At 67.3% G+C, this 17887-nt stretch carries 16 protein-coding genes; 7 read left to right on the top strand and 9 right to left on the bottom strand.

Annotated features, from left to right (window positions below; genetic code table 11):
* Positions 1-4: 4 nt before the first annotated feature.
* Entirely contained in the window at positions 5-1084 is a 1080-nt protein-coding gene (recA, locus tag HYV14_05685) for a recombinase RecA (protein MBI2385491.1), read from the bottom strand.
* Between the two features lie 186 nt (positions 1085-1270).
* On the opposite strand from recA, the gene HYV14_05680 reads away from it, so the two are divergent.
* Positions 1271-1792, top strand: coding sequence for a hypothetical protein (locus HYV14_05680; GenBank protein MBI2385490.1), 522 nt, complete (start codon positions 1271-1273; stop codon positions 1790-1792).
* A 10-nt stretch (positions 1793-1802) separates the two neighbouring features.
* Here the strand turns inward: HYV14_05680 and HYV14_05675 are convergent, their stop codons facing one another.
* From HYV14_05675 to HYV14_05660, 4 genes are read right to left on the bottom strand one after another with little or no spacing between them, the layout of a single operon-like run.
* Entirely contained in the window at positions 1803-2327 is a 525-nt protein-coding gene (locus tag HYV14_05675) for a hypothetical protein (protein MBI2385489.1), read from the bottom strand.
* A 2-nt stretch (positions 2328-2329) separates the two neighbouring features.
* Entirely contained in the window at positions 2330-3490 is a 1161-nt protein-coding gene (locus HYV14_05670) for a serine hydrolase (protein ID MBI2385488.1), read from the bottom strand.
* Between the two features lie 12 nt (positions 3491-3502).
* Positions 3503-4483 carry an FkbM family methyltransferase gene (locus HYV14_05665; protein ID MBI2385487.1) on the bottom strand — a complete coding sequence of 327 codons (981 nt, stop codon included), beginning with the start codon at positions 4481-4483 and terminating at the stop codon, positions 3503-3505.
* Positions 4480-6978, bottom strand: coding sequence for an ATP-dependent Clp protease ATP-binding subunit (locus HYV14_05660; GenBank protein ID MBI2385486.1), 2499 nt, complete (start codon positions 6976-6978; stop codon positions 4480-4482). Before HYV14_05660 ends, HYV14_05665 begins: the two co-directional genes overlap by 4 nt.
* Positions 6979-7193: 215 nt before the next feature.
* Between HYV14_05660 and HYV14_05655 the strand changes: the two genes are divergently transcribed.
* Positions 7194-7958, top strand: coding sequence for a hypothetical protein (locus tag HYV14_05655; protein ID MBI2385485.1), 765 nt, complete (start codon positions 7194-7196; stop codon positions 7956-7958).
* An 18-nt stretch (positions 7959-7976) separates the two neighbouring features.
* A complete protein-coding gene (locus HYV14_05650) occupies positions 7977-9236 on the top strand; it encodes an aminotransferase class I/II-fold pyridoxal phosphate-dependent enzyme (GenBank protein MBI2385484.1) in 1260 nt (419 codons plus the stop codon).
* 14 nt (positions 9237-9250) lie between these two features.
* On the opposite strand, the gene HYV14_05645 is transcribed toward HYV14_05650, so the two are convergent.
* Positions 9251-9589: a hypothetical protein gene (locus tag HYV14_05645; GenBank protein ID MBI2385483.1), complete on the bottom strand. Its 339-nt coding sequence runs from the start codon at positions 9587-9589 to the stop codon at positions 9251-9253.
* A gap of 142 nt (positions 9590-9731) precedes the next feature.
* On the opposite strand from HYV14_05645, the gene HYV14_05640 reads away from it, so the two are divergent.
* Positions 9732-12011 carry a nitric-oxide reductase large subunit gene (locus HYV14_05640; protein ID MBI2385482.1) on the top strand — a complete coding sequence of 760 codons (2280 nt, stop codon included), beginning with the start codon at positions 9732-9734 and terminating at the stop codon, positions 12009-12011.
* Positions 12012-12062: 51 nt separating this feature from the next.
* Here HYV14_05640 and nirK read toward each other — a convergent pair whose 3' ends face one another.
* The 3 genes from nirK to HYV14_05625 are packed head-to-tail and all read right to left on the bottom strand — an operon-like array spanning position 12063 to position 13986.
* Entirely contained in the window at positions 12063-13049 is a 987-nt protein-coding gene (gene nirK, locus HYV14_05635) for a nitrite reductase, copper-containing (protein ID MBI2385481.1), read from the bottom strand.
* Positions 13046-13549: a hypothetical protein gene (locus HYV14_05630; GenBank protein ID MBI2385480.1), complete on the bottom strand. Its 504-nt coding sequence runs from the start codon at positions 13547-13549 to the stop codon at positions 13046-13048. Before HYV14_05630 ends, nirK begins: the two co-directional genes overlap by 4 nt.
* Positions 13546-13986 (bottom strand): Rrf2 family transcriptional regulator, encoded by a 441-nt coding sequence (locus HYV14_05625; protein ID MBI2385479.1) that lies wholly within the window; start codon positions 13984-13986, stop codon positions 13546-13548. The genes HYV14_05630 and HYV14_05625 overlap by 4 nt, the downstream gene beginning before the upstream one ends.
* Positions 13987-14042: 56 nt before the next feature.
* Between HYV14_05625 and HYV14_05620 the strand changes: the two genes are divergently transcribed.
* From HYV14_05620 to HYV14_05610, 3 genes are read left to right on the top strand one after another with little or no spacing between them, the layout of a single operon-like run.
* Positions 14043-16487 carry an ATP-grasp domain-containing protein gene (locus HYV14_05620; protein MBI2385478.1) on the top strand — a complete coding sequence of 815 codons (2445 nt, stop codon included), beginning with the start codon at positions 14043-14045 and terminating at the stop codon, positions 16485-16487.
* Positions 16487-17497, top strand: coding sequence for a UDP-glucose 4-epimerase GalE (gene galE, locus HYV14_05615; protein MBI2385477.1), 1011 nt, complete (start codon positions 16487-16489; stop codon positions 17495-17497). The genes HYV14_05620 and galE overlap by 1 nt, the downstream gene beginning before the upstream one ends.
* Complete coding sequence (locus HYV14_05610; GenBank protein MBI2385476.1) at positions 17494-17844, top strand: DUF3147 family protein; 351 nt, start codon at positions 17494-17496, stop codon at positions 17842-17844. The genes galE and HYV14_05610 overlap by 4 nt, the downstream gene beginning before the upstream one ends.
* The last annotated feature ends 43 nt before the right edge of the window (positions 17845-17887 follow it).

The following is a 17887-nucleotide window of genomic DNA, read 5'->3' as shown; positions in this document are numbered from 1 at the left end:
GCGATCAGGCTTTCGACTTGCCCGCCGTCTTGGGCTCCGCCTTCGGGGCCGGGGCTTCCTCGTCGGTCTCCGCCGCCGCCTTGGCGTCCACGGGGACGACGAGGTACTTGTCGCGCAGCGCCTTCTCGAGCTTCTCGGCGACGGCCGTGTGGTGCTTGAGGTAGGCCTTCGCGTTCTCGCGTCCCTGACCGAGGCGCTCGCCGTCGTACAGGTACCAGGAGCCGGACTTCTCGAGGATCGCGGCCTCGACGCCGAGGTCGATCAAGCAGCCCTCGCGGGACACGCCGAAGCCGTGGATCATCTCGAACTCCGCCGTGCGGTAGGGCGGGGCGACCTTGTTCTTGACGATCTTGACCCGGGCGCGCGCGCCGACGACGACGTCGCCTTCCTTGATGTTCTCGATGCGGCGGATCTCCAGGCGCATCGTCGAGTAGAACTTCAGCGCCAGGCCGCCGGTCGTCGTCTCGGGGTTGCCGAACATGACGCCGATCTTGTTGCGGATCTGGTTGATGAAGATGATCGTGCACTTGCTCTGCGAGCCGACCGCGGTGCGCTTGCGCAGGGCCTGGGACATCAGGCGCGCCTGCAGGCCCATGTGGCTGTCGCCCATCTCGCCCTCGATCTCGGCCTTGGGCACGAGCGCCGCGACGGAGTCGATGACGATGACGTCGAGGGCCGAGGAGCGCACCAGCTTCTCGGTGATCTCGAGCGCCTCCTCGCCGCAGTTCGGCTGGGCGATGAGCAGGCCGTCGATGTCGACGCCGAGCGCCTTCGCGTAGCCCGGGTCCATCGCGTGCTCCGCGTCGATGTAGGCGGCGGCGCCCCCGAGCTTCTGCGCCTGGGCGACGGCCTGCAGGGCGAGCGTGGTCTTACCCGAGGACTCGGGACCGTAGATCTCGATGATGCGTCCGCGCGGGAAGCCGCCCACGCCGAGCGCCAAGTCGAGGGACAGCACGCCGGTGGGAATCGCGTCGATCTTGATCTTGGCCGCCCGGTCTCCGAGCATCATCACCGCTTCCTTGCCGTAAGCCTTCTCGATCTGCGCCATCGCCAGCTCCAGCGCCTTCGACTTGCCCGTGTCCATGTTTCCCATTGAGTGATTTCTCCCTCCTCGAGATCCCCGTCACTTCGGGGTCCCAAGGGAATTAGTATAGCAGAAGTCCTTTTCGAACACAAGTTCGATTATTGTTCGATAACTGTTCGAACGCTGTTCGAGACCCCGCTCTATCATACGATCGACCCCCCCGAAAAGTTCCCTACACTATCCAGGATGAGGCTCTTCTTCGCGCTCGCCGCCGCCGTCCTCGCCGCCTGCCGCGGCGGCGTCCCCGCCGCCCCGGCTCCGGCTCCCGCGCCTGAAGGCCCCATCGTGGAGGTGCGCCAGTCCTTCACCTGCCCCCTGCCCGCCAGCCGCGGCCTGATCACGATCGCGCGCGACGGCAAGGCCGAGCGCGTGATCTTCGAGGGGCTCGAGTTCGAGCTGGGCAAGACGAAGACCTCGCGCGAGCAGATGACGCTCGCGCCGAAGGACGCCGCCGAGCTGTTCCGCCTGGTCGCGGACTCGGATTGGAGGAGCATGCCGGAGGAGCCTTCCGAGTTCTCCCTGCAGGGGCGCCCCTCCTGCGCGGACTGCTGCTCCGGAGCGCTGTACATCAAGACGTCCGAGGGCGGACGCAGCCTGAACTTCTCCGGGGAGCGCAAGCCCGAGAGGCTCGAGGAGCTGATGAAGGGCATCGACGCCGTCCTCGGGCGCGGGGAATGGACGCGCGTCGTCCATCCCTGGGAGCCGTAGCGCTAAGCGTCTAGTCGGTGCGCGTCCACAGCCCCTTGTCGAGGACCTGGATGGAGGTGCGCCACTCGACGCCGCGCACGCCGTCCTTGAAGGTCGGCACCTCGACGGGGAACACGCGCAGGACCGTGCGGGAGTCGGTCCACCAGAACTTGTCGCGGGTGCGCTCGCCCTCGCCGTAGGTGAGCGACAGGTCGCGGGCCAGCTCCTCGGCGGTCTTCTCGCCGGAACGCTTGGAGTTGTAGACCACCTGGATGTCGACGAGCTTCCCGCGCTTGAAGCCCAGCAGCAGCGCCTGCGTCCAGCTCGGGAAGCTCTTCGCGTAGCCGCGCTCGACGCGGTAGCGCGTCACGCGCCCGCGCGGGTCGACGTGGGAGGGCCAGTCCTGCGCCGGCGGGTAGATGCGCTGCACGTCCTCGAGGCTGTCGCCGAGCTGGAGCTCCGCGAGGTAGCGCTGGATCGCGGGCGGGTCCTCGTAGCCGTCGTCGCCGGCGAAAGCCGGGGCCGCGAGGAGCGCGGCGATCAGGAGGGCGCGCACGACTAGCGCGCCGCCCGCGCCCTGCGGCGCGAGCCGGCCTTCGCGTAGTACCGGGGGCCGGCGTAGTGGTTGAAGGTCACTTTGGCGACCTTGGTGATGAAGTCCTTGGCCTGCGAGTAGGAACGGTTCTGACCGGTGAGCACGGTGACCGCGTAGTCGCCGTTCGGGGTCAGGAAGATCGCCGAGTCGTGGCAGGCCTGGCGCAGGAGGCCCGTCTTGTGCGCGATGTCCCAGCCCGCGGGCATGCCCTTGGCCAGGCGCGAGGCGACGGCCTTGGGTTTTTTAAGGATCTCGAGCATGACCTCGCTGGAGACCTTGTCGACGGCCTGGCCGGTGTAGATCTTGTCCATCAGCGAGGCCATCTCGCGCGCGGTCGTGTAGTTCTCGTGCATGACGCGCCCGCCCTTGATGCTCATGCCTTCCTCATAAATGCCCGTATAGAGGAGGCCCATGCGCGGGAACTGCTGCTGCACGTAGCCGATGCCGAGGTGGTCGAGGACCATCTTCGTCGCCGTGTTGTCCGACTCGTTGATCATGTGGACGAGCAGCTCGCGCACGGTGAGCTTCGTGCCGTCGGGGCGCCACTTCAGGGAGCCCGAGCCGCCGACGCGGTTGCGCCGCGTGATCGCGATCTTCTCGTCGAGGGCGAGGCGGCCGTCGCGGATCTTGTAAAAGGTCGCGATCATCACGGGGACCTTGATCAGGCTCGCCGCGGGGAACAAGTCGTCGGGGTGATGCGTCCAGGTCCGCCCCGTTTTGAGGTCCTTCAGGTAGATCGAGACCCGGCCGGGATAGCGCTCGGCCATCTTGGAGAGCTGCCCGGTCATCGTCTCCCACTGGACGTCGCGCGGATGCGGGGCCATCGACGGCGCCGGCGCGGGCCCGATCGTCGTCTGCGCGGGCGAGGGGGCGATCGCGGCCTCCGGCGGCGGGACCGGCGCGGGGACGGGGGCGGGGATCATCGGCGCGAGGGCGGCCGGGGCCGAGATCTCGGCCACCTCCTGGTCCTCCTCGGGGCGGCCGTTCTCCTCGCTCCAGTCGAGGCGATAGCCGAGGCCGTAGGCCAGGCCGATGACGACGACCGCGGACACCAGCAGCAGGTCGGTGCCCTGCGCCCGCAAGGCCTCCCACCGGATGCGTCTATCGACGACGATTCTGCTCATGGCGCGGTTCTCTCAGGATAGCAGGCGGCGCGCCTCTTCGCCAGTCGCTTCGCGTTTGAAGACGATGTTGTCGAAATCGTTGGGCGAGTCCTGGATGGTCCGGTAGCGGGCCCGGAGCTCCGCGAGGTACCGGTCCAGCCCCTCGTAATCCAGGGCCTTCAGCCGTCCGTCGTCGGCGATGGCGTGGGGCTCGTAGCCGCTCTCGCGCAGAAGCCGCAGGGCGGCGCGGTCCGACTCGATGGCCGGCGTGAACACCTCGAGTATGAGGACCGGAGACTTCTCGCGGAGAAGCTTCTCGGCGCCCTTGAGGACGAGGTCCTCGACGCCCTCGACGTCGAGCTTGACGACGTCGGGGAAGGCCCCCGCGGACCGGCAGTAATCGTCGAGGGAGGTCGCCTCGGCGGTGACGAGCTCCGTCTTGCGCGGCTGCCAGTCGGCCCGGATCGACGAGGTGCCGATGAAGGGCAGCGGCGCGACGTGGAACTGGACGGTGCCCGAGGACCCGCTCATCGCCTTGTTGACGACGCGCACGTTGCTCTTCCCGGCGAGGTTGCCGCGCAGGATGGAGATCAACGTCGGGTTCGGCTCGAAGGTATGCACCGCTCCCTTGGGCCCGACGAGCGCGGACGCGAGCAGGCTGTAGTAACCAAGGCAGGCTCCGACATCGAAGAAGACCATCCCTTCGGCCAGTTCGCGGATGAGGAATTTGTTGAGCCGCACCTCGGCGTCGGCGTCGACGGTGGCCCCGTACAGATAGACCTCGCCGTAGCCCGAAGGGACGATGACGGTCATGCGCTCGCCGAAGAAGGTCGCCGCCGCTTTACGGGACGAGCGGCCCAGCGCGAAGAGCAGGTTGAGCCACCGCATCGAGGCCGAGCGCGCGACCGCGGCGAACGGATGCCGGAGCATCCGTTCGCCGCGGGGCATGCGCCGCAGCGCCACGAGGCGCTCCAGCCGCCCCAGCAGCTCGGTCCGCTGGTCCGACGGCGTCACTGCGCCTTGACGGCCGGGTTCTTCGAGAACGACAGCTTGTCGTTCGCCGCGTCGACGTCGACGTATATGGTGTCGCCGCGGTCGAACTTCTTGAGCAGGATGTCCTCGGACAGGGGATCCTCGACCGAGCGCTGGATCGTGCGGGCCAGCGGACGGGCCCCGTAGTTGACGTCGAAGCCGTTCTTGATGAGGAACTTGTCGGTCTCCGGCGTGAACTCGATCTTGAAGCCCTGCGCCTCGATCTTCGCGCGGACCTTGGCCAGCATCATCACGAGGATCTCGGTCATCTCCTTCTCGTTGAGCGGATGGAAGACGATGATGTCGTTGAGCCGGTTGATGAACTCGGGCGAGAAGACGCGCTTGACCTCGTCCATCACGGTCTCCTTCATCTTCTTGTAGTCACGGACCTCCTGATCGGCCGTGTCGGCCGCGGCGAAGCCCAGCGACTTGCCCTTGGAGATGAGGCGCGCGCCGACGTTCGACGTCATCAGGACCACGACGTTCTTGAACGAGACCTTATGGCCGAGGTTGTCGTTGAGCAGGCCGTCGTCCATCACCTGGAGCAGGATGTTGAAGATGTCCGGATGCGCCTTCTCGATCTCGTCGAGAAGCACGACGGAATAGGGCTTCCGGCGCACCGCCTCAGTGAGCTGACCGCCTTCTTCATAACCGACGTAGCCGGGAGGCGCTCCGATCAGGCGCGAGACCGCAAACTTCTCCATGTACTCCGACATGTCGATGCGGATCATCGAGTCCTCGTTGCCGAACATGAACTCGGCGAGCGCGCGGGCGAGCTCCGTCTTGCCCACGCCCGTCGGCCCGAGGAACATGAAGGAGCCGATCGGCTTCTTCGCGTCCTTGAGGCCGGCGCGCGAGCGGCGGATCGCCTGGGACAGGGTCTTGATCGCCTCTTCCTGGCCGATGACGCGCTTGTGGAGGTTCTCCTCCATGTGCACGAGCTTCTCGGTCTCCGTCTCGGTGAGCGCGGTGACGGGCACGCCCGTCCACTTGGACACGACGGCGGCGATGTCCTCCCCCGTGATGGTCGGGGTGGACTGGTCGCGCTTCTCGCGCCACTTCTTCTTGTTGTCCTCGAGCGCCTTGCGCAGCTCCTTCTCCTTGTCGCGCAGGCGGGCGGCCTTCTCGTACTCCTGGCCGGAGATGGACGCGGACTTCTCCTTGACCACCTTCTCGATCTCGACCTCCTTGTCCTTGAACTCGGGAGGCGTGGCCGAGGACTGCAGGCGGGCGCGGGAGCCGGCCTCGTCGATGAGGTCGATGGCCTTGTCCGGCAGGAAGCGCTCGGAGATATAACGGTCGGAGAGCTCGGCGGCGGCCCGCAGCGCCGAGTCGTCGTACTTGATCTTGTGGTGAGCCTCGTACTTGTCCTTGAGGCCCTGCAGGATGGTGAAGGTCTCGTCGACGGAGGGCGGGTCGACGATGATCGGCTGGAAGCGGCGCTCGAGGGCGGCGTCGCGCTCGATGTACTTGCGGTACTCGTCGAGCGTGGTGGCGCCGATGGTCTGCAGCTCGCCGCGCGACAACGCGGGCTTGATCATGTTCGACGCGTCGATCGCGCCCTCGGCGGCACCCGCCCCGATGACGGTGTGCAGCTCGTCGATGAAGAGCACGACCGCGCCCTTGGAGCGGCGGATCTCTTCGATGATATTTTTGAGTCTCTGCTCGAACTCGCCGCGATACTTCGTTCCCGCGACCACCAAGGCCAGGTCGAGCGTGAGCAGCCGCTTGTTGAGAAGGATTTCGGGCACGTCCGCGGTTGATATCTTGGTGGCAAGGCCCTCGACGATCGCCGTCTTGCCCACTCCGGGATCTCCGATGAGGACGGGGTTGTTCTTCGTGCGGCGCGCCAAAATCTGGATCATGCGCTCGATCTCGTCGTCGCGGCCGATGACGGGGTCGAGCTTGCCCTCGCGGGCCATCGCCGTGAGATCACGGCCGAATTCGTCTAACGTCGGAGTCTTGGACTTGGTGCGCGTCGGCGAGCCCGAGCCCTGCTGGGCGCCTCCGGCGCCCGCCCCGCTCTGCTGCTGGGACTGGCCTTCGCCGAGGAGGTTGAGGACTTCCTCGCGGACCACGTCGAGGCGCAGGCCGAGGTTCTCGAGCACGCGCGCGGCCACGCCCTCCTCCTCGCGGATGAGGCCAAGGAGCAGGTGCTCCGTGCCGACGTAGGAGTGACCCATGTGCTGGGCTTCCTCGACGGCGTACTCGAGGACTTTCTTGGCGCGCGGGGTAAAGGGGATCTCCCCGAGAAGCATGACGTTGTCGCCGGTGCCGACGATCTTCTCGATCTCGGAGCGCACGCGGCGCAGGTCGACGCCGAGATTGGCGAGGACCTGGGCGGCGACGCCTTCACCCAGAGCGATCAGGCCGAGCAGGATATGCTCGGTGCCGACGTAATCGTGATTGAGGCGCTTGGCCTCTTCCTGGGCGATCAGGATGACGCGCTGGGCCCGCTCCGTGAATCGGTTCGACATGAGAATTCTCCTGGAAGTCCCTTCGGCTTCCCTATATTAGTGCGTTCCGGCACGAACAGCATGACACCCTCATGTTACGAATATGAGACGGGTGAAGGTTCCCGCCGCGGTCATTCTACATATTTTGCGAGCGCAAGGTCTTTACCGACTTTTTAGCGGCGTGTAATGACTTTTTGACGCTTCGGGGTTATACTCTGGATGACTTCGGGGGTGCCATGACTGTCCTCTTCACCGCCGCCATCGCCGTCCTCGCCGCGCAAACGGCCTTGGCCGAGCAGCGCGCGAACAAGGCCTTCAACACGGTCAACGGCCGCACGTCCATGGCCGCGCCGGCCGGGGGGCGCGTGATCACAGTCAACACCCCCGGCGGCGGCATCGCGGCGAACTCCCCCGTGTCCGGGCAGGCGCCGGCGGTGACGAACGCCATGATCACCGGGGCGCCGGTCGACGGCGGCCGCGCCTTCGTGGGCGGCGGCCGGCAGGCCGTTTCCCGCGGCTCCTCCCGCGGGGTGCGCCGCGGCGGCAAGGCCTTCTGGAGCGGCGGCCGCAGCGCCGTCGGCCCGGCCGACGCGCCCGCCCCGGTCCCGGGCGCCGAGGAGGCGCCTCCGAACTACAGCAAGCCGGGCGCCTTGATCCGGACCACGGGGCAGCAGCCCGTCTACGAGAAGGCCGAGACCCGGACCCACACGGTCGACGCCGGAGAGATCGTGTTCAACAAGCGCAAGGGCTTCGACGCGGGCCGCGCGCCCGGCGTCCGGCAGGGCCCCAAGGACACCCCGCCCCCGCCGAACCCCGTCACCGGCGGCAGCAGCGCTTACGGCAACGGCGCGGCGGCCAACTCCACCCCGACCTCGGGCTCGTCGACCCCCGCGAAGGACAACAACGGCAGCGGGAACAACGACAAGGGCAAGCCCGGCGACGACTTCGACAACCAAGGCGGCGACAAGGCGATGGAGACGGGCTTCTACGACGCGTTCTGAATCCGCTATGATGCCCGCATGCGGCTCATACCGCCCGCGGGCATCAATCTTTTCCAGCTCATCTACGTCCTGATCCGGGAGTATCGCGAGAGGACGGGCCTCGAGCCGCTGAACCTGTCCCTGGGCAACCCCGACGGGGTCCCCCCCGCGGCGATCCGCGCGCTCAAGGCGAAGTACGCGCAGGATCCCGGCTACGACTTCCACACCTACGCGGAAGACAAGAATCTGCTCCGCTTCGCCGAGGCCATGGTCGCGCTCCACGGCGGGATCGACGTCGAGGAATATCCCGCCCTGCGCGCTTTGCCGATCGCGGGCATCAAGACCGCGAGCGCCTTGATCCCGCTCGCCTGCGCCCTCCACCTCCCGGACCGGGCCCGGCGCGACTCGTTCCGCGTCGCCTCGAACCTCCCCGCCTACGACGTGATCGGGACCTGGAGCGCCTCCTATCTCGCGGCCCGGCGCACGGTGTGGCCGCTGACGAGCGCCGACAACATGCGCCTCAACGTCGCGCGCCTCAAGGAAGCCCTCAAGAAAGACGGCGCGGACCGCGCCGACCTCGTCTTCGTCATACGCCCCGGCAACCCCGCGGCCGTCGGCGCCTCCGCCGCCGACTGGCGGGAGCTCATCGCTTTCTGCCTCGAGAAGGGCATGCGCCTCGTCAACGACGGCGCCTACGCCGGCCTCGCCGCCGCCGGCACGCACGCCACCTTGGCGTCGGCGGCCAAGGACTATCCCGCGCTCGAGTGGCTCGAGCTGTACTCGGTGAGCAAGTCCTACAACGACCCCGGCGCGCGCCTCGGCGCCCTCGTCGGCTCGAAGGATTTCGTCGAGGACTTCATTTTGGTCAAGGGCAACACCGACTCAGGGCCCGTCCCCGGCGTCATGGCCGCTTACGGCGAGTTTTTGAATACCCCCGCCGCGGCGCAGGCCGCCCTCGACGAGATCCGCGGCCTCTACGAGAAGCGCCTCGCCTACCTGATCCCGGCTCTGAAGAAGGCCGGCTTGAGGCCCGCGTGCGCGACCGAGGCCGGCTTCTTCACGCTGTGGAAGACCCCGAAGGAAGCCTTCGGCAAGAGGCTGCCCGAGGAGAACCGCCACGAGGCGTTCAACCGCGCCGTGATCACCGAGACCGGCATCGTCGGCGTGCACTTCTCCGCCCCCGGGAACTCGGGAACGCCGGAGCCGCTGATCCGCTACGCGGTCTGCGCCGACGTGCTCGATAAGACCTTCCAGGAACGCCTCGAGGCGGGTCTGGCGCGGATCAAGCCGGTCTACTGAGCGCGCGACCCGCGCTACTGAGCGGTCACGGCGAGCGCGCGCTCGCGCGCGGCCTGGCGACGCAGCCTTTTGGCGCGCGCCCGCGCCGCCTTGGATCTCTTCTCCGGACGCGAGGCCATCAACGCGCGCTCGGCCTCGGCGCGGCGTCCCGCGGGGCTGGCGAACCAGCCCGCGTTCGGCGAGACCACGCGCGCGCCGCCGAGAGCGGCGGGAGCGACCGGAGAGACGACGGCGTCGTGCAGCTCCTCCGAAACCTTCGGCTGGGTCGCGCGGCGGGCCATGGCGCCGACCGTCAGAGCCAAGGCCAAGGCTCCGGCGAAGGTCCAGACGCGGCCGCCGCGGCTTCTTTCCATAGATACAGGTTAACCCGCCCGCGTCCCGCGTAAAAGGGTCTTTGGTCCTACCCGTGCGGGGTCTTCCTCCGCTATTCCGGAGATTAATGTCTGGCATTTATGTTGCTACGGGGTTGTCACGAGCCGTACACGAGGAGCATATATGAGAAAATTATGGGCCGCCTTCACCGTCGTGATCGTCGGATCCTTCGCCGTCCTGGGCTGGGTCGGCGTGGAGATGAACAACCACAAGCCTCCGATCCCTCTTTCGGTCGTCGATGAGACCGGGAAGGCCGTTTTCCCCGACGGGGCGATCATGGAAGGCCAGGACGTCTGGCGGGCGCTGGGCGGCATGCAGGTCGGCTCGGTGTGGGGCCACGGCGCCTACGTCGCCCCCGACTGGACGGCGGACTGGCTGCACCGCGAGCTGACGGCCGTGCTCGACGGCTGGGCCGAGGCGGAGAAGGCCGGGTCGTACGCGGCCCTTCCCGCCGAGCGCCAGGCGGCCCTGCGCCAGCGCGCCGAGACCTTGTTCCGGACCAACGGCTACGACGCCGCGACCGGGACCTTGACCGTGTCCGCGGACCGCGCGGCGGCGTTCCGTTCCAACCTTGAACACTACTCGGACGTGTTCGCCAACGGCCGTCACGCCTACGCGATGCCCAAGGGCGCGCTGACCGATCCCGACAAGGCCCTGAAGCTGTCCGCGTTCTTCTTCTGGACCTCGTGGGCCGCGTCGACGAACCGGCCCGGCAGCGTCCACACCTACACGAACAACTGGCCGCACGAGCCGCTGATCGGCAACCGTCCCACCGCCTCCGCGATGTTCTGGACCGGCATCAGCATCATCCTGCTGCTCGCCGGCATCTGCGCGATGGTCTGGTACTACGCGGGCGCCGGCCACGGCGGCGAGCACAAGAAGGACGTGCCGGCCCGCGACCCGCTGCTCGGGCTCGCGCTGACGGCGTCGCAGAAGGTCTCGCTCGCTTACTTCGCCGTCGTCGGCGGCCTCATCCTCGCGCAGATCAGCGTCGGCATCGTCACCGCCCATTACGGCGTCGAGGGCGACGGCTTCTTCGGCGTGCCGCTCGACCGCTGGCTTCCCTACGTCGTCACCCGCACGTGGCACATCCAGCTCGGCCTGTTCTGGATCGCGACGAGCTGGCTCGCCGCGGGGCTGTTCATCGGGCCGATCATCCTCGGCCGCGAGCCGAAGGGCCAGGCCCTCGGCGTCGGCGTCCTGCTCGGCGCGCTCGTCGTCATCGTCGTCGGCTCGCTGGCCGGCGAGTGGGCGAGCGTGTTCCACAAGTTCGCCGGGAACAACTGGTTCCTGTGGGGCCATCAGGGCTACGAGTACGTCGAGCTCGGGCGCGTCTGGCAGATCGGCTTGTTCGCCGGCCTGCTGATCTGGCTGGCGCTCGTCGGCCGCTGCGTGATCCCGCCGCTGGTCTCGGCCAAGCCCGGGACCTCCAAGCTGCTCGGGCTGTTCCTCGTCTCCGCGATCGCCATCGCGGGCTTCTACGGCGCGGGCCTGTCCTGGGGCCAGCACACCCACCTGACGATGGTCGAGTACTGGCGCTGGTGGGTCGTGCACCTCTGGGTCGAGGGCTTCTTCGAGGTGTTCGCCACCGTCGTGATCGCCTTCCTGTTCTCGAAGATGGGGCTCGTCGACGACGCGAAGGCCGCCGAGGCGACCTTGCTCGCCGCGACGATCTACCTCGCGGGCGGCATCATCGGGACTTTGCACCACCTGTACTTCACGGGCACGCCGACCGTGGCGCTCGCGCTCGGCTCGGTGTTCAGCGCGCTCGAGGTCGTGCCGCTGGCGCTGATGGGCTACGAGGCGTGGGACCACCTGCGGGTCTCGCGCGCCGCCCCGTGGATGCGCGACTACCGCTGGCCGGTGCTGTTCTTCGTCTCCGTCGCGTTCTGGAACATGGTCGGCGCGGGTCTGTTCGGCTTCATGATCAACCCGCCGGCCGCGCTGTACTACATGCAGGGGCTCAACACGACGCCGCTGCACGGCCACGCCGCGCTGTTCGGCGTGTACGGCATGCTCGGCATCGGGCTGACCTTGTTCTGCCTGCGGGCGGCGACGGCCGGGCGGCGCTGGAAGGACGGCATGATCTCCGTCGCCTTCTGGGGCATGAACGGCGGGCTCATGGCGATGTGCCTGATGAGCCTTTTGCCCGTCGGGCTGCTGCAGACCGTCGCGTCGATCGACACGGGCTACTGGTACGCCCGCAGCCCCGAGTTCCTGCAGACGCCGCTGATGTCGACGTTGCGGTGGCTGCGCGCGCCCGGGGACACCGTGTTCGCGCTCGGCGCCGTCGCGCTGATCCTGTTCATGATCGGGCTGGCCACCGGCCACTCGTTCGCCGATGAGAAGAAGGCCGCCGACGCCCGCCCCGACGGGAACCGCGAGCCGGAGCTCGTCGCTTAAGACGCGAAAAAGCCGCGCGCGGAGCCCCGGAGGCCCCGCGCGCGGCTTCTCTTATTTCACGGCGCGGTAGAGGTCGGGCGCCTCGGGGCCCTCGGCGTTGAGCAGCCCGACGGCGCCCTTCTCGAGCCGGAAGATCGCGTGATCGACCAAGGTGTAGGCGCCGGGGACCTTGAGGGTGAACTCGACCGTCGCGGCTCCGCCGGGCGGGACCACCGTCGTCTGGATGTTCTCGTCGCTCCTCGCCAGGCCGCCCTCGCGGAAGACGCGGTCGAAGATCGTGCCGATGACGTGGAACGACGAGGTCTTGTTCGGGCCGGCGTTGCCGAAGTAGACGCGGACCTTGTCGCCGACTTTCGCCTTCAGGGCTCCCTCCTCCGTCATCGAGCCGTGCTTGCCGTTGAAGACGACGTAGGTCGGCGTCTCGGCCGCGGCCTTCTCCGGAGCGTAGGTCGTCAGCCCCTCGAAGCCGAGCTCCTCCTTCGTGTAGAACTCGGACTGCAGGACGTAGAACTCCTTGTCGACCTTCGGCAGGCCCTCCTTTGGCTCGACGAGGATCAAGCCGTACATGCCGTTGGCGATGTGATCGGTGACCGGCGGCGCGGCGCAGTGGTAGACGTACAGTCCGGGGGCCAGCATCTTGAAGCGGGCCCGCGCGGTCTCGCCCGGCTTGGCCAAGGTGACCGCCGCGCCCCCGCCGGGACCGGTGACCGCGTGCAGGTCGATGTTGTGCGCCATCGAACTGGTCGAGGGGTTCTTCAGCGTGAGGTCCAGCGTGTCGCCCTCGCGCACGCGGATGAACGGGCCCGGCACCGTCCCGTTGAAGGTCCAGAAGCGGTACAAGGTCGGATTGCCGATGCTCTCCAGCAGCGGACCCGTCGCCTCTTTCGTCTCGAGCAGGACCTTGACCGTGGCTGGGGCCTTGCGGGCGACGGCCGGCGGGACCTCGGGCGCGGCGGTCAGGACGGCGTTCTCGATCGTTTCCGCGGCGCGGACCGTCGCGGACAGCAGCACGGCGGCGGCGATGGCGATGATTCTCATTTCCCCCCCTTTCCGGCGGCGAAACGGCGGATCAGCTCACGGCGGCTCGAGAACCAGGCCGCGGCGGCCGGGCCGGTCTTGCGGCGAACCGAATCATACACCAAAAAGTTCCACAATTGCCGCGCCTCCTCCCCCGACAGGACAGGGCAGGCGCCGCAGCACGGGGGCCGCAGCTTGACGCGCAGAACCTCCCGGCGCCAGCCGTCGCGCGAAGGGGCGACGAGGCTCGCGTCCGAGTACTCCCCGGGATGAGCCCGGCGCTCGGCCGCTTCCCCCGCGGGGTCGATCTCGAGCAGGGGCGAGTTGATCGCCCGCGCCGGGCCGCCGTCGAGGAACCCGTAAACGCGCAGGAACACCTCCTTGTAGACGCGGCGCTGCTCGGGAGGGTAGCTCGAGACGTCGATCGTCGCGGGGCCGAGGTCCTCGGGAAGCTTCGACGCCTGGGGGGCCGGCTCCGCGCGGACGGCGAGCGCCGCGGCGAGGAGCAGGCCGGGGATCAAGCGCGCTTGGACTTCCGCGGCAGCTTGAGATCGGCCAAAGTGAGAGAGCGCAGCGACGAGCGCATGCGCTCGTCGGCCTCGACGGCCGCGGCGTGCAGCGCGCAGGTCCCGCCGGCGGAGCATTGCCGCTCCTCGAGCAGGCAGCGCCCGTGCCGCCGGTCGCTGCCGCCGAGCGCCTCGATGACCTCGGCGAGCGTGACCTCCTTCGCCGGACGGTCCAGGCGGTAGCCGCCGTTGGGGCCGCGCCGGGAGTTCAGCACGCCCGCGCGGACCAGGGCCTGGAAGCTCTTCGCGAGCGCGGCCTCCGGCAGCGAGAAGCGCCGCGCGATCCCGGTCAGCTCCAGCGCCTCGCCGGGGCGCGCGGCCACGACCGCGAGCGCCTGGAGCGCGTGGCGCAGCGGCTGGGACAGGCCGACCAGGTTCATATCCGGAGTCATGATTCCCGGATTGTAGCCGATTTGATTCCCGTCGGGGAATGCCCTACACTATCATCATGAGCCACGCCGAGCCCGTCGCCGCCGAGCCTTCCTCCGACCTCCGCAACAAGACCCTTCTCGTCATCTCCTCGCCCAACCCGAAGAAGAAGTTCATCTACACGCGCCTCAAGGAGCTGGGCTCGAAGATGATCCTGATGTCCTCCGAGGCGAACTGGGTCAGCAAGCTCACCGACGGCTTCGTCGAATGCGACCCGCTCGACGAGGTCGCGTGCGTGGCGAAGGTCGAGGAGCTCGTCAAGACGCAGAAGATCGACGGCGTCATCACCTTCTGGGAGAACGCGGTGCCGCTGTGCGCGACCTTGGCGCAGCGCTTCGGCTGGATCGGCCACACGCCGCAGGCCGCGCTCAACGCGCGCAACAAGTACCTGACGCGCCAGACGCTCGAGAACGCCAAGCTCGGCAAGTACCAGCCGGCGTGGGCGCTGATCAAGAGCCACACCGACCTCGAGAAGGCCGCGGCGCGCATCGGCTTCCCCCTCGTGCTCAAGCCGGCGTGGGGCGTGAAGTCGCAGTTCGTCGTCAAGCTCGACAATCTCGACGAGGCGAAGAAGGCGCTCGACTACATCAAGACGAACATGACGCCGGCCTTCGATCCCATCTACAAGTACGGCACGGACATCCTCGCGGAAGAGTTCATGGACGGGGCCGAGATCGACGTCGACCTGCTGGCGCAGAACGGCGAGGTCAAGTTCCACGCCTTCAACGACAACTTCCCGACCAAGGAGCCGTTCTTCGTCGAGACCGGCGACGCGATGCCGTCCCGGCACGAGGACAAGGACCTCTCCGACACTTTGCGCATGGCCAAGGAGGTCGTCAAGACTTTGGGCCTGACCAACGGCGCGCTGCACCTCGAGGCGAAGATCACTCCCTCGGGCCCCAAGCTCGTCGAGATCAACGCGCGCATGGGCGGCGACTACCTCCACGACTGGATCAAGACCGTCTGGGAGGTCGACGTCATCGAGGAGGCCGCGCGCATCGCCGTCGGCCAGGACTGCCGCCCCAAGCGCCTCAAGGATCCCCGCTGCCACCTCGTCGGCAAGTACCTCATACCCGAGTACTCCGGCGTCGTCACCGGGGTCAAGTTCCCCCAGGAGAAGCCCGACCCCGCCAAGGTCCACGAGATCGCGGTGCAGAAGGAGCCCGGCGACGCCGTGCTCGTCCCGCCGGAAGGCTTCGAGACGATCGGCTGGGTCGTCGGCCGCGGCGACACCTACGCCGAGGCCGAGGAGAACCTCGACGAGACCCTGCGCCAGGTCTCCATCAACATCGTGCGCTTCGACTCGACCTCGTCTTTGGGAAAGACCAGGCGCAAGAACCGCTTCGGCGCGGCTCAAGTCTCCCGCCGCCGCATCCTTCAATCCGCACGCATTGAAAAAGTGCGTGGTACTGGGTTCGATAAGAAATCTCTACATGTCGGGATTCTCTGCAATATCTTCGACGCCGAAGGCGGCGAAGAAGGTGCGGTCCATTCGGATTTGACGTCGGTGGGCCGGAATATCCAAAAGGCCGTCGAATCGAAGGGCCACAAGGTCACGTTCTTCGACATGAATGAAACGCCGCTGCCGTTCGACAAGATCGCCAACGCCAACGTGGACATGATCTTCAACGTCTGCGAGCGGATCAATAATTCGTCCTTGCTGGAACCCCATGCCGCGGCCATTCTCGACTGCTTGGGAATCCCATACACCGGCTCCAATCCTCTTACGTTGGCGCTGTGCATCGACAAGATCAAGGTGAAGAAGATCCTGGAGCAGCACGGCCTGCCCACGCCCAAGTTCGACTACGTCTTCGAGAAGAACGAACCCATCCGCGAGGACCTTCGTTATCCGTTGATGGTCAAATTGGCCAATACGGACAACTCGATCGGCATCTCGAACATGTCGGTCGTGACGAGCCTGAAGGCCTTGAAGGACCAGGTCGCGATGCTCCTCGAGAAGTACAATCGTCCCGTTCTGATCGAAGAATTCATCGAGGGCGACGAGGTCGACGTCTCCATCATGGGCAACGAGGACCGCGTGAAGGTGCTGCCGCTGTCGCGCTCCATCTTCGACGACCTGCCCAAGGGGACCTGGGGCATCTACCCCTTCCAGGCGAAGTGGGAGGAGAATTCCGTTTATTCAAAAATCCGGGTCGAGAGGCCGGCCAAGTACTCCCAGAAGCTCTCCGCCCTGATCTCCGAGATCTGCCTCGACGCCTACCGCATCTTCGACTGCCACGACTACGCGCGCATAGAGGTCCGCGTCGACCGCTCCGGCAACCCGTACATCCTCGAGATCAACCCGAACCCGTCGATCTCCGACGGCGACTGCGTGCCGGCCTGCGCCGAGGTGATCGGCCACAACTACGCCGACTTCATCGAGGAGATCATGAAGGAGTGCATCTCGCGCTACCGCGCGCGCCCTCCTTATTACCACCTGCAGAGCGCGATGACGCCCTTCTGATGAAGGTCCTCGTCACCGGCGCCTCGGGCTACATCGGCAGCCACGCCTGCCTCGAGCTGCTGAAGGCCGGCCACGAGGTCGTCGGCTTCGACAACTTCTCCAACTCCTCCCCGGAATCCATCGAGCGCGTCAAGGCGCTGGCGGGCAAGCCGATGCGCCTCGAGAAGCTCGACCTGCGCGACCCCGACGGTTTGGACGCGCTGATCGGGGAAGGCTTCGACGCGGTCATGCATTTCGCGGGCCTGAAGGCCGTCGGGGAGTCCGTCGAGAAGCCCCAGCTCTACATGGACAACAACGTCCTGGGAACCCACCACCTGCTCGCGGCGCTGGAGAAGGGCGACTGCCGCCGCCTCGTCTTCTCGTCGTCCTGTACGGTCTACGGCGCCGTCGAAAAAAACCCCGTGGATGAGCGCCACCCGAGATCGGCCGTGAATCCTTACGGCAAGACGAAATTAGATATCGAAGACATGTGCTACGAGCTGGCGAGCGAGGACAAGCGCTGGAAGATCGCGCTGCTGCGCTACTTCAACCCGGTCGGCGCCCACGAGAGCGGCCGCATCGGCGAGGACCCGCGCGGCGTGCCCAACAATCTGATGCCGTTCGTCATGCAGACCGCCGTCGGCCGCCAGGAGTCCGTCAACGTCTGGGGCGGGGACTACCCCACCCACGACGGCACCGGCGTGCGCGACTACATCCACGTCGTGGACCTGGCCCAGGGCCACGTCGCCGCGCTCGACAAGCTCGACTCGTTCAAGGGCGCCCAGGCCGTCAACCTCGGCGCCGGACGCGGCTACTCCGTGCTCGAGGTGATCGCCGCCGCCGCCAAGGCCGCCGGCAAGACCATCCCGCACAAGATCATGCCGCGCCGCCCCGGCGACGCCGCCGCCATCTGGGCCGACGCCTCGCTGGCGAAGAAAAAGCTCGGCTGGGAGACGACCCGCGGCCTCGATGAGATGTGCGCCGACTCCTGGAACTGGCAGAAGCAGAACCCCCAGGGCTACGAGGGCTGATGCTCTTCGCGCTGAAGCTCGTCGTGTCCGCGCTGATCATCGCCGGCGCCTCCGAGCTCGGCAAGCGCTCGACCTTCGCGGGCGCGATCCTGATCTCCCTTCCCTTATCGTCGCTGCTCGCCGTCACGTGGCTGTACGTCGAGACGAAGGACACGGCGCGCGCCGCCGCGATGACGAGCGGGGTCTTCTGGGCGGTCCTGCCCTCGCTGCTCTTCTTCCTGGTGCTCCCCGCCCTGCTCAAGCGCGGCTGGGGCTACTGGCCGGCGCTCGGCGCGGCCTGCGCGGCGACGGCCGCCGGCTACGCGGCGTACGCCGCGGCGGCGCGGCGCTTCGGCCTGGTCCTCTAGGCGGAACTGTTTCCAGAAACAGTCGGACGGGGCTAGCGCCGGC

The organism is Elusimicrobiota bacterium (assembly GCA_016182905.1).
Taxonomy (GTDB): Bacteria; Elusimicrobiota; Elusimicrobia; order UBA1565; family UBA9628; genus GWA2-66-18.
The sequence above is the reverse complement of the archived record's forward strand: the minus strand, read 5'-3'. Positions and strand labels throughout refer to the sequence as shown.

Bases quoted from the DNA above. Each gene is read 5' to 3' on its own strand.
- recA (MBI2385491.1), bottom strand. From the start codon at position 1,084: ATGGACACGGGCAAGTCGAAGGCGCTGGAGCTGGCGATGGCGCAGATC.
- HYV14_05680 (MBI2385490.1), top strand. From the start codon at position 1,271: ATGAGGCTCTTCTTCGCGCTCGCCGCCGCCGTCCTCGCCGCCTGCCGC.
- HYV14_05670 (MBI2385488.1), bottom strand. From the start codon at position 3,490: ATGAGCAGAATCGTCGTCGATAGACGCATCCGGTGGGAGGCCTTGCGG.
- HYV14_05660 (MBI2385486.1), bottom strand. From the start codon at position 6,978: ATGTCGAACCGATTCACGGAGCGGGCCCAGCGCGTCATCCTGATCGCC.
- HYV14_05655 (MBI2385485.1), top strand. From the start codon at position 7,194: ATGACTGTCCTCTTCACCGCCGCCATCGCCGTCCTCGCCGCGCAAACG.
- HYV14_05650 (MBI2385484.1), top strand. From the start codon at position 7,977: ATGCGGCTCATACCGCCCGCGGGCATCAATCTTTTCCAGCTCATCTAC.
- HYV14_05645 (MBI2385483.1), bottom strand. From the start codon at position 9,589: ATGGAAAGAAGCCGCGGCGGCCGCGTCTGGACCTTCGCCGGAGCCTTG.
- HYV14_05640 (MBI2385482.1), top strand. From the start codon at position 9,732: ATGAGAAAATTATGGGCCGCCTTCACCGTCGTGATCGTCGGATCCTTC.
- nirK (MBI2385481.1), bottom strand. From the start codon at position 13,049: ATGAGAATCATCGCCATCGCCGCCGCCGTGCTGCTGTCCGCGACGGTC.
- HYV14_05625 (MBI2385479.1), bottom strand. From the start codon at position 13,986: ATGACTCCGGATATGAACCTGGTCGGCCTGTCCCAGCCGCTGCGCCAC.
- HYV14_05620 (MBI2385478.1), top strand. From the start codon at position 14,043: ATGAGCCACGCCGAGCCCGTCGCCGCCGAGCCTTCCTCCGACCTCCGC.
- galE (MBI2385477.1), top strand. From the start codon at position 16,487: ATGAAGGTCCTCGTCACCGGCGCCTCGGGCTACATCGGCAGCCACGCC.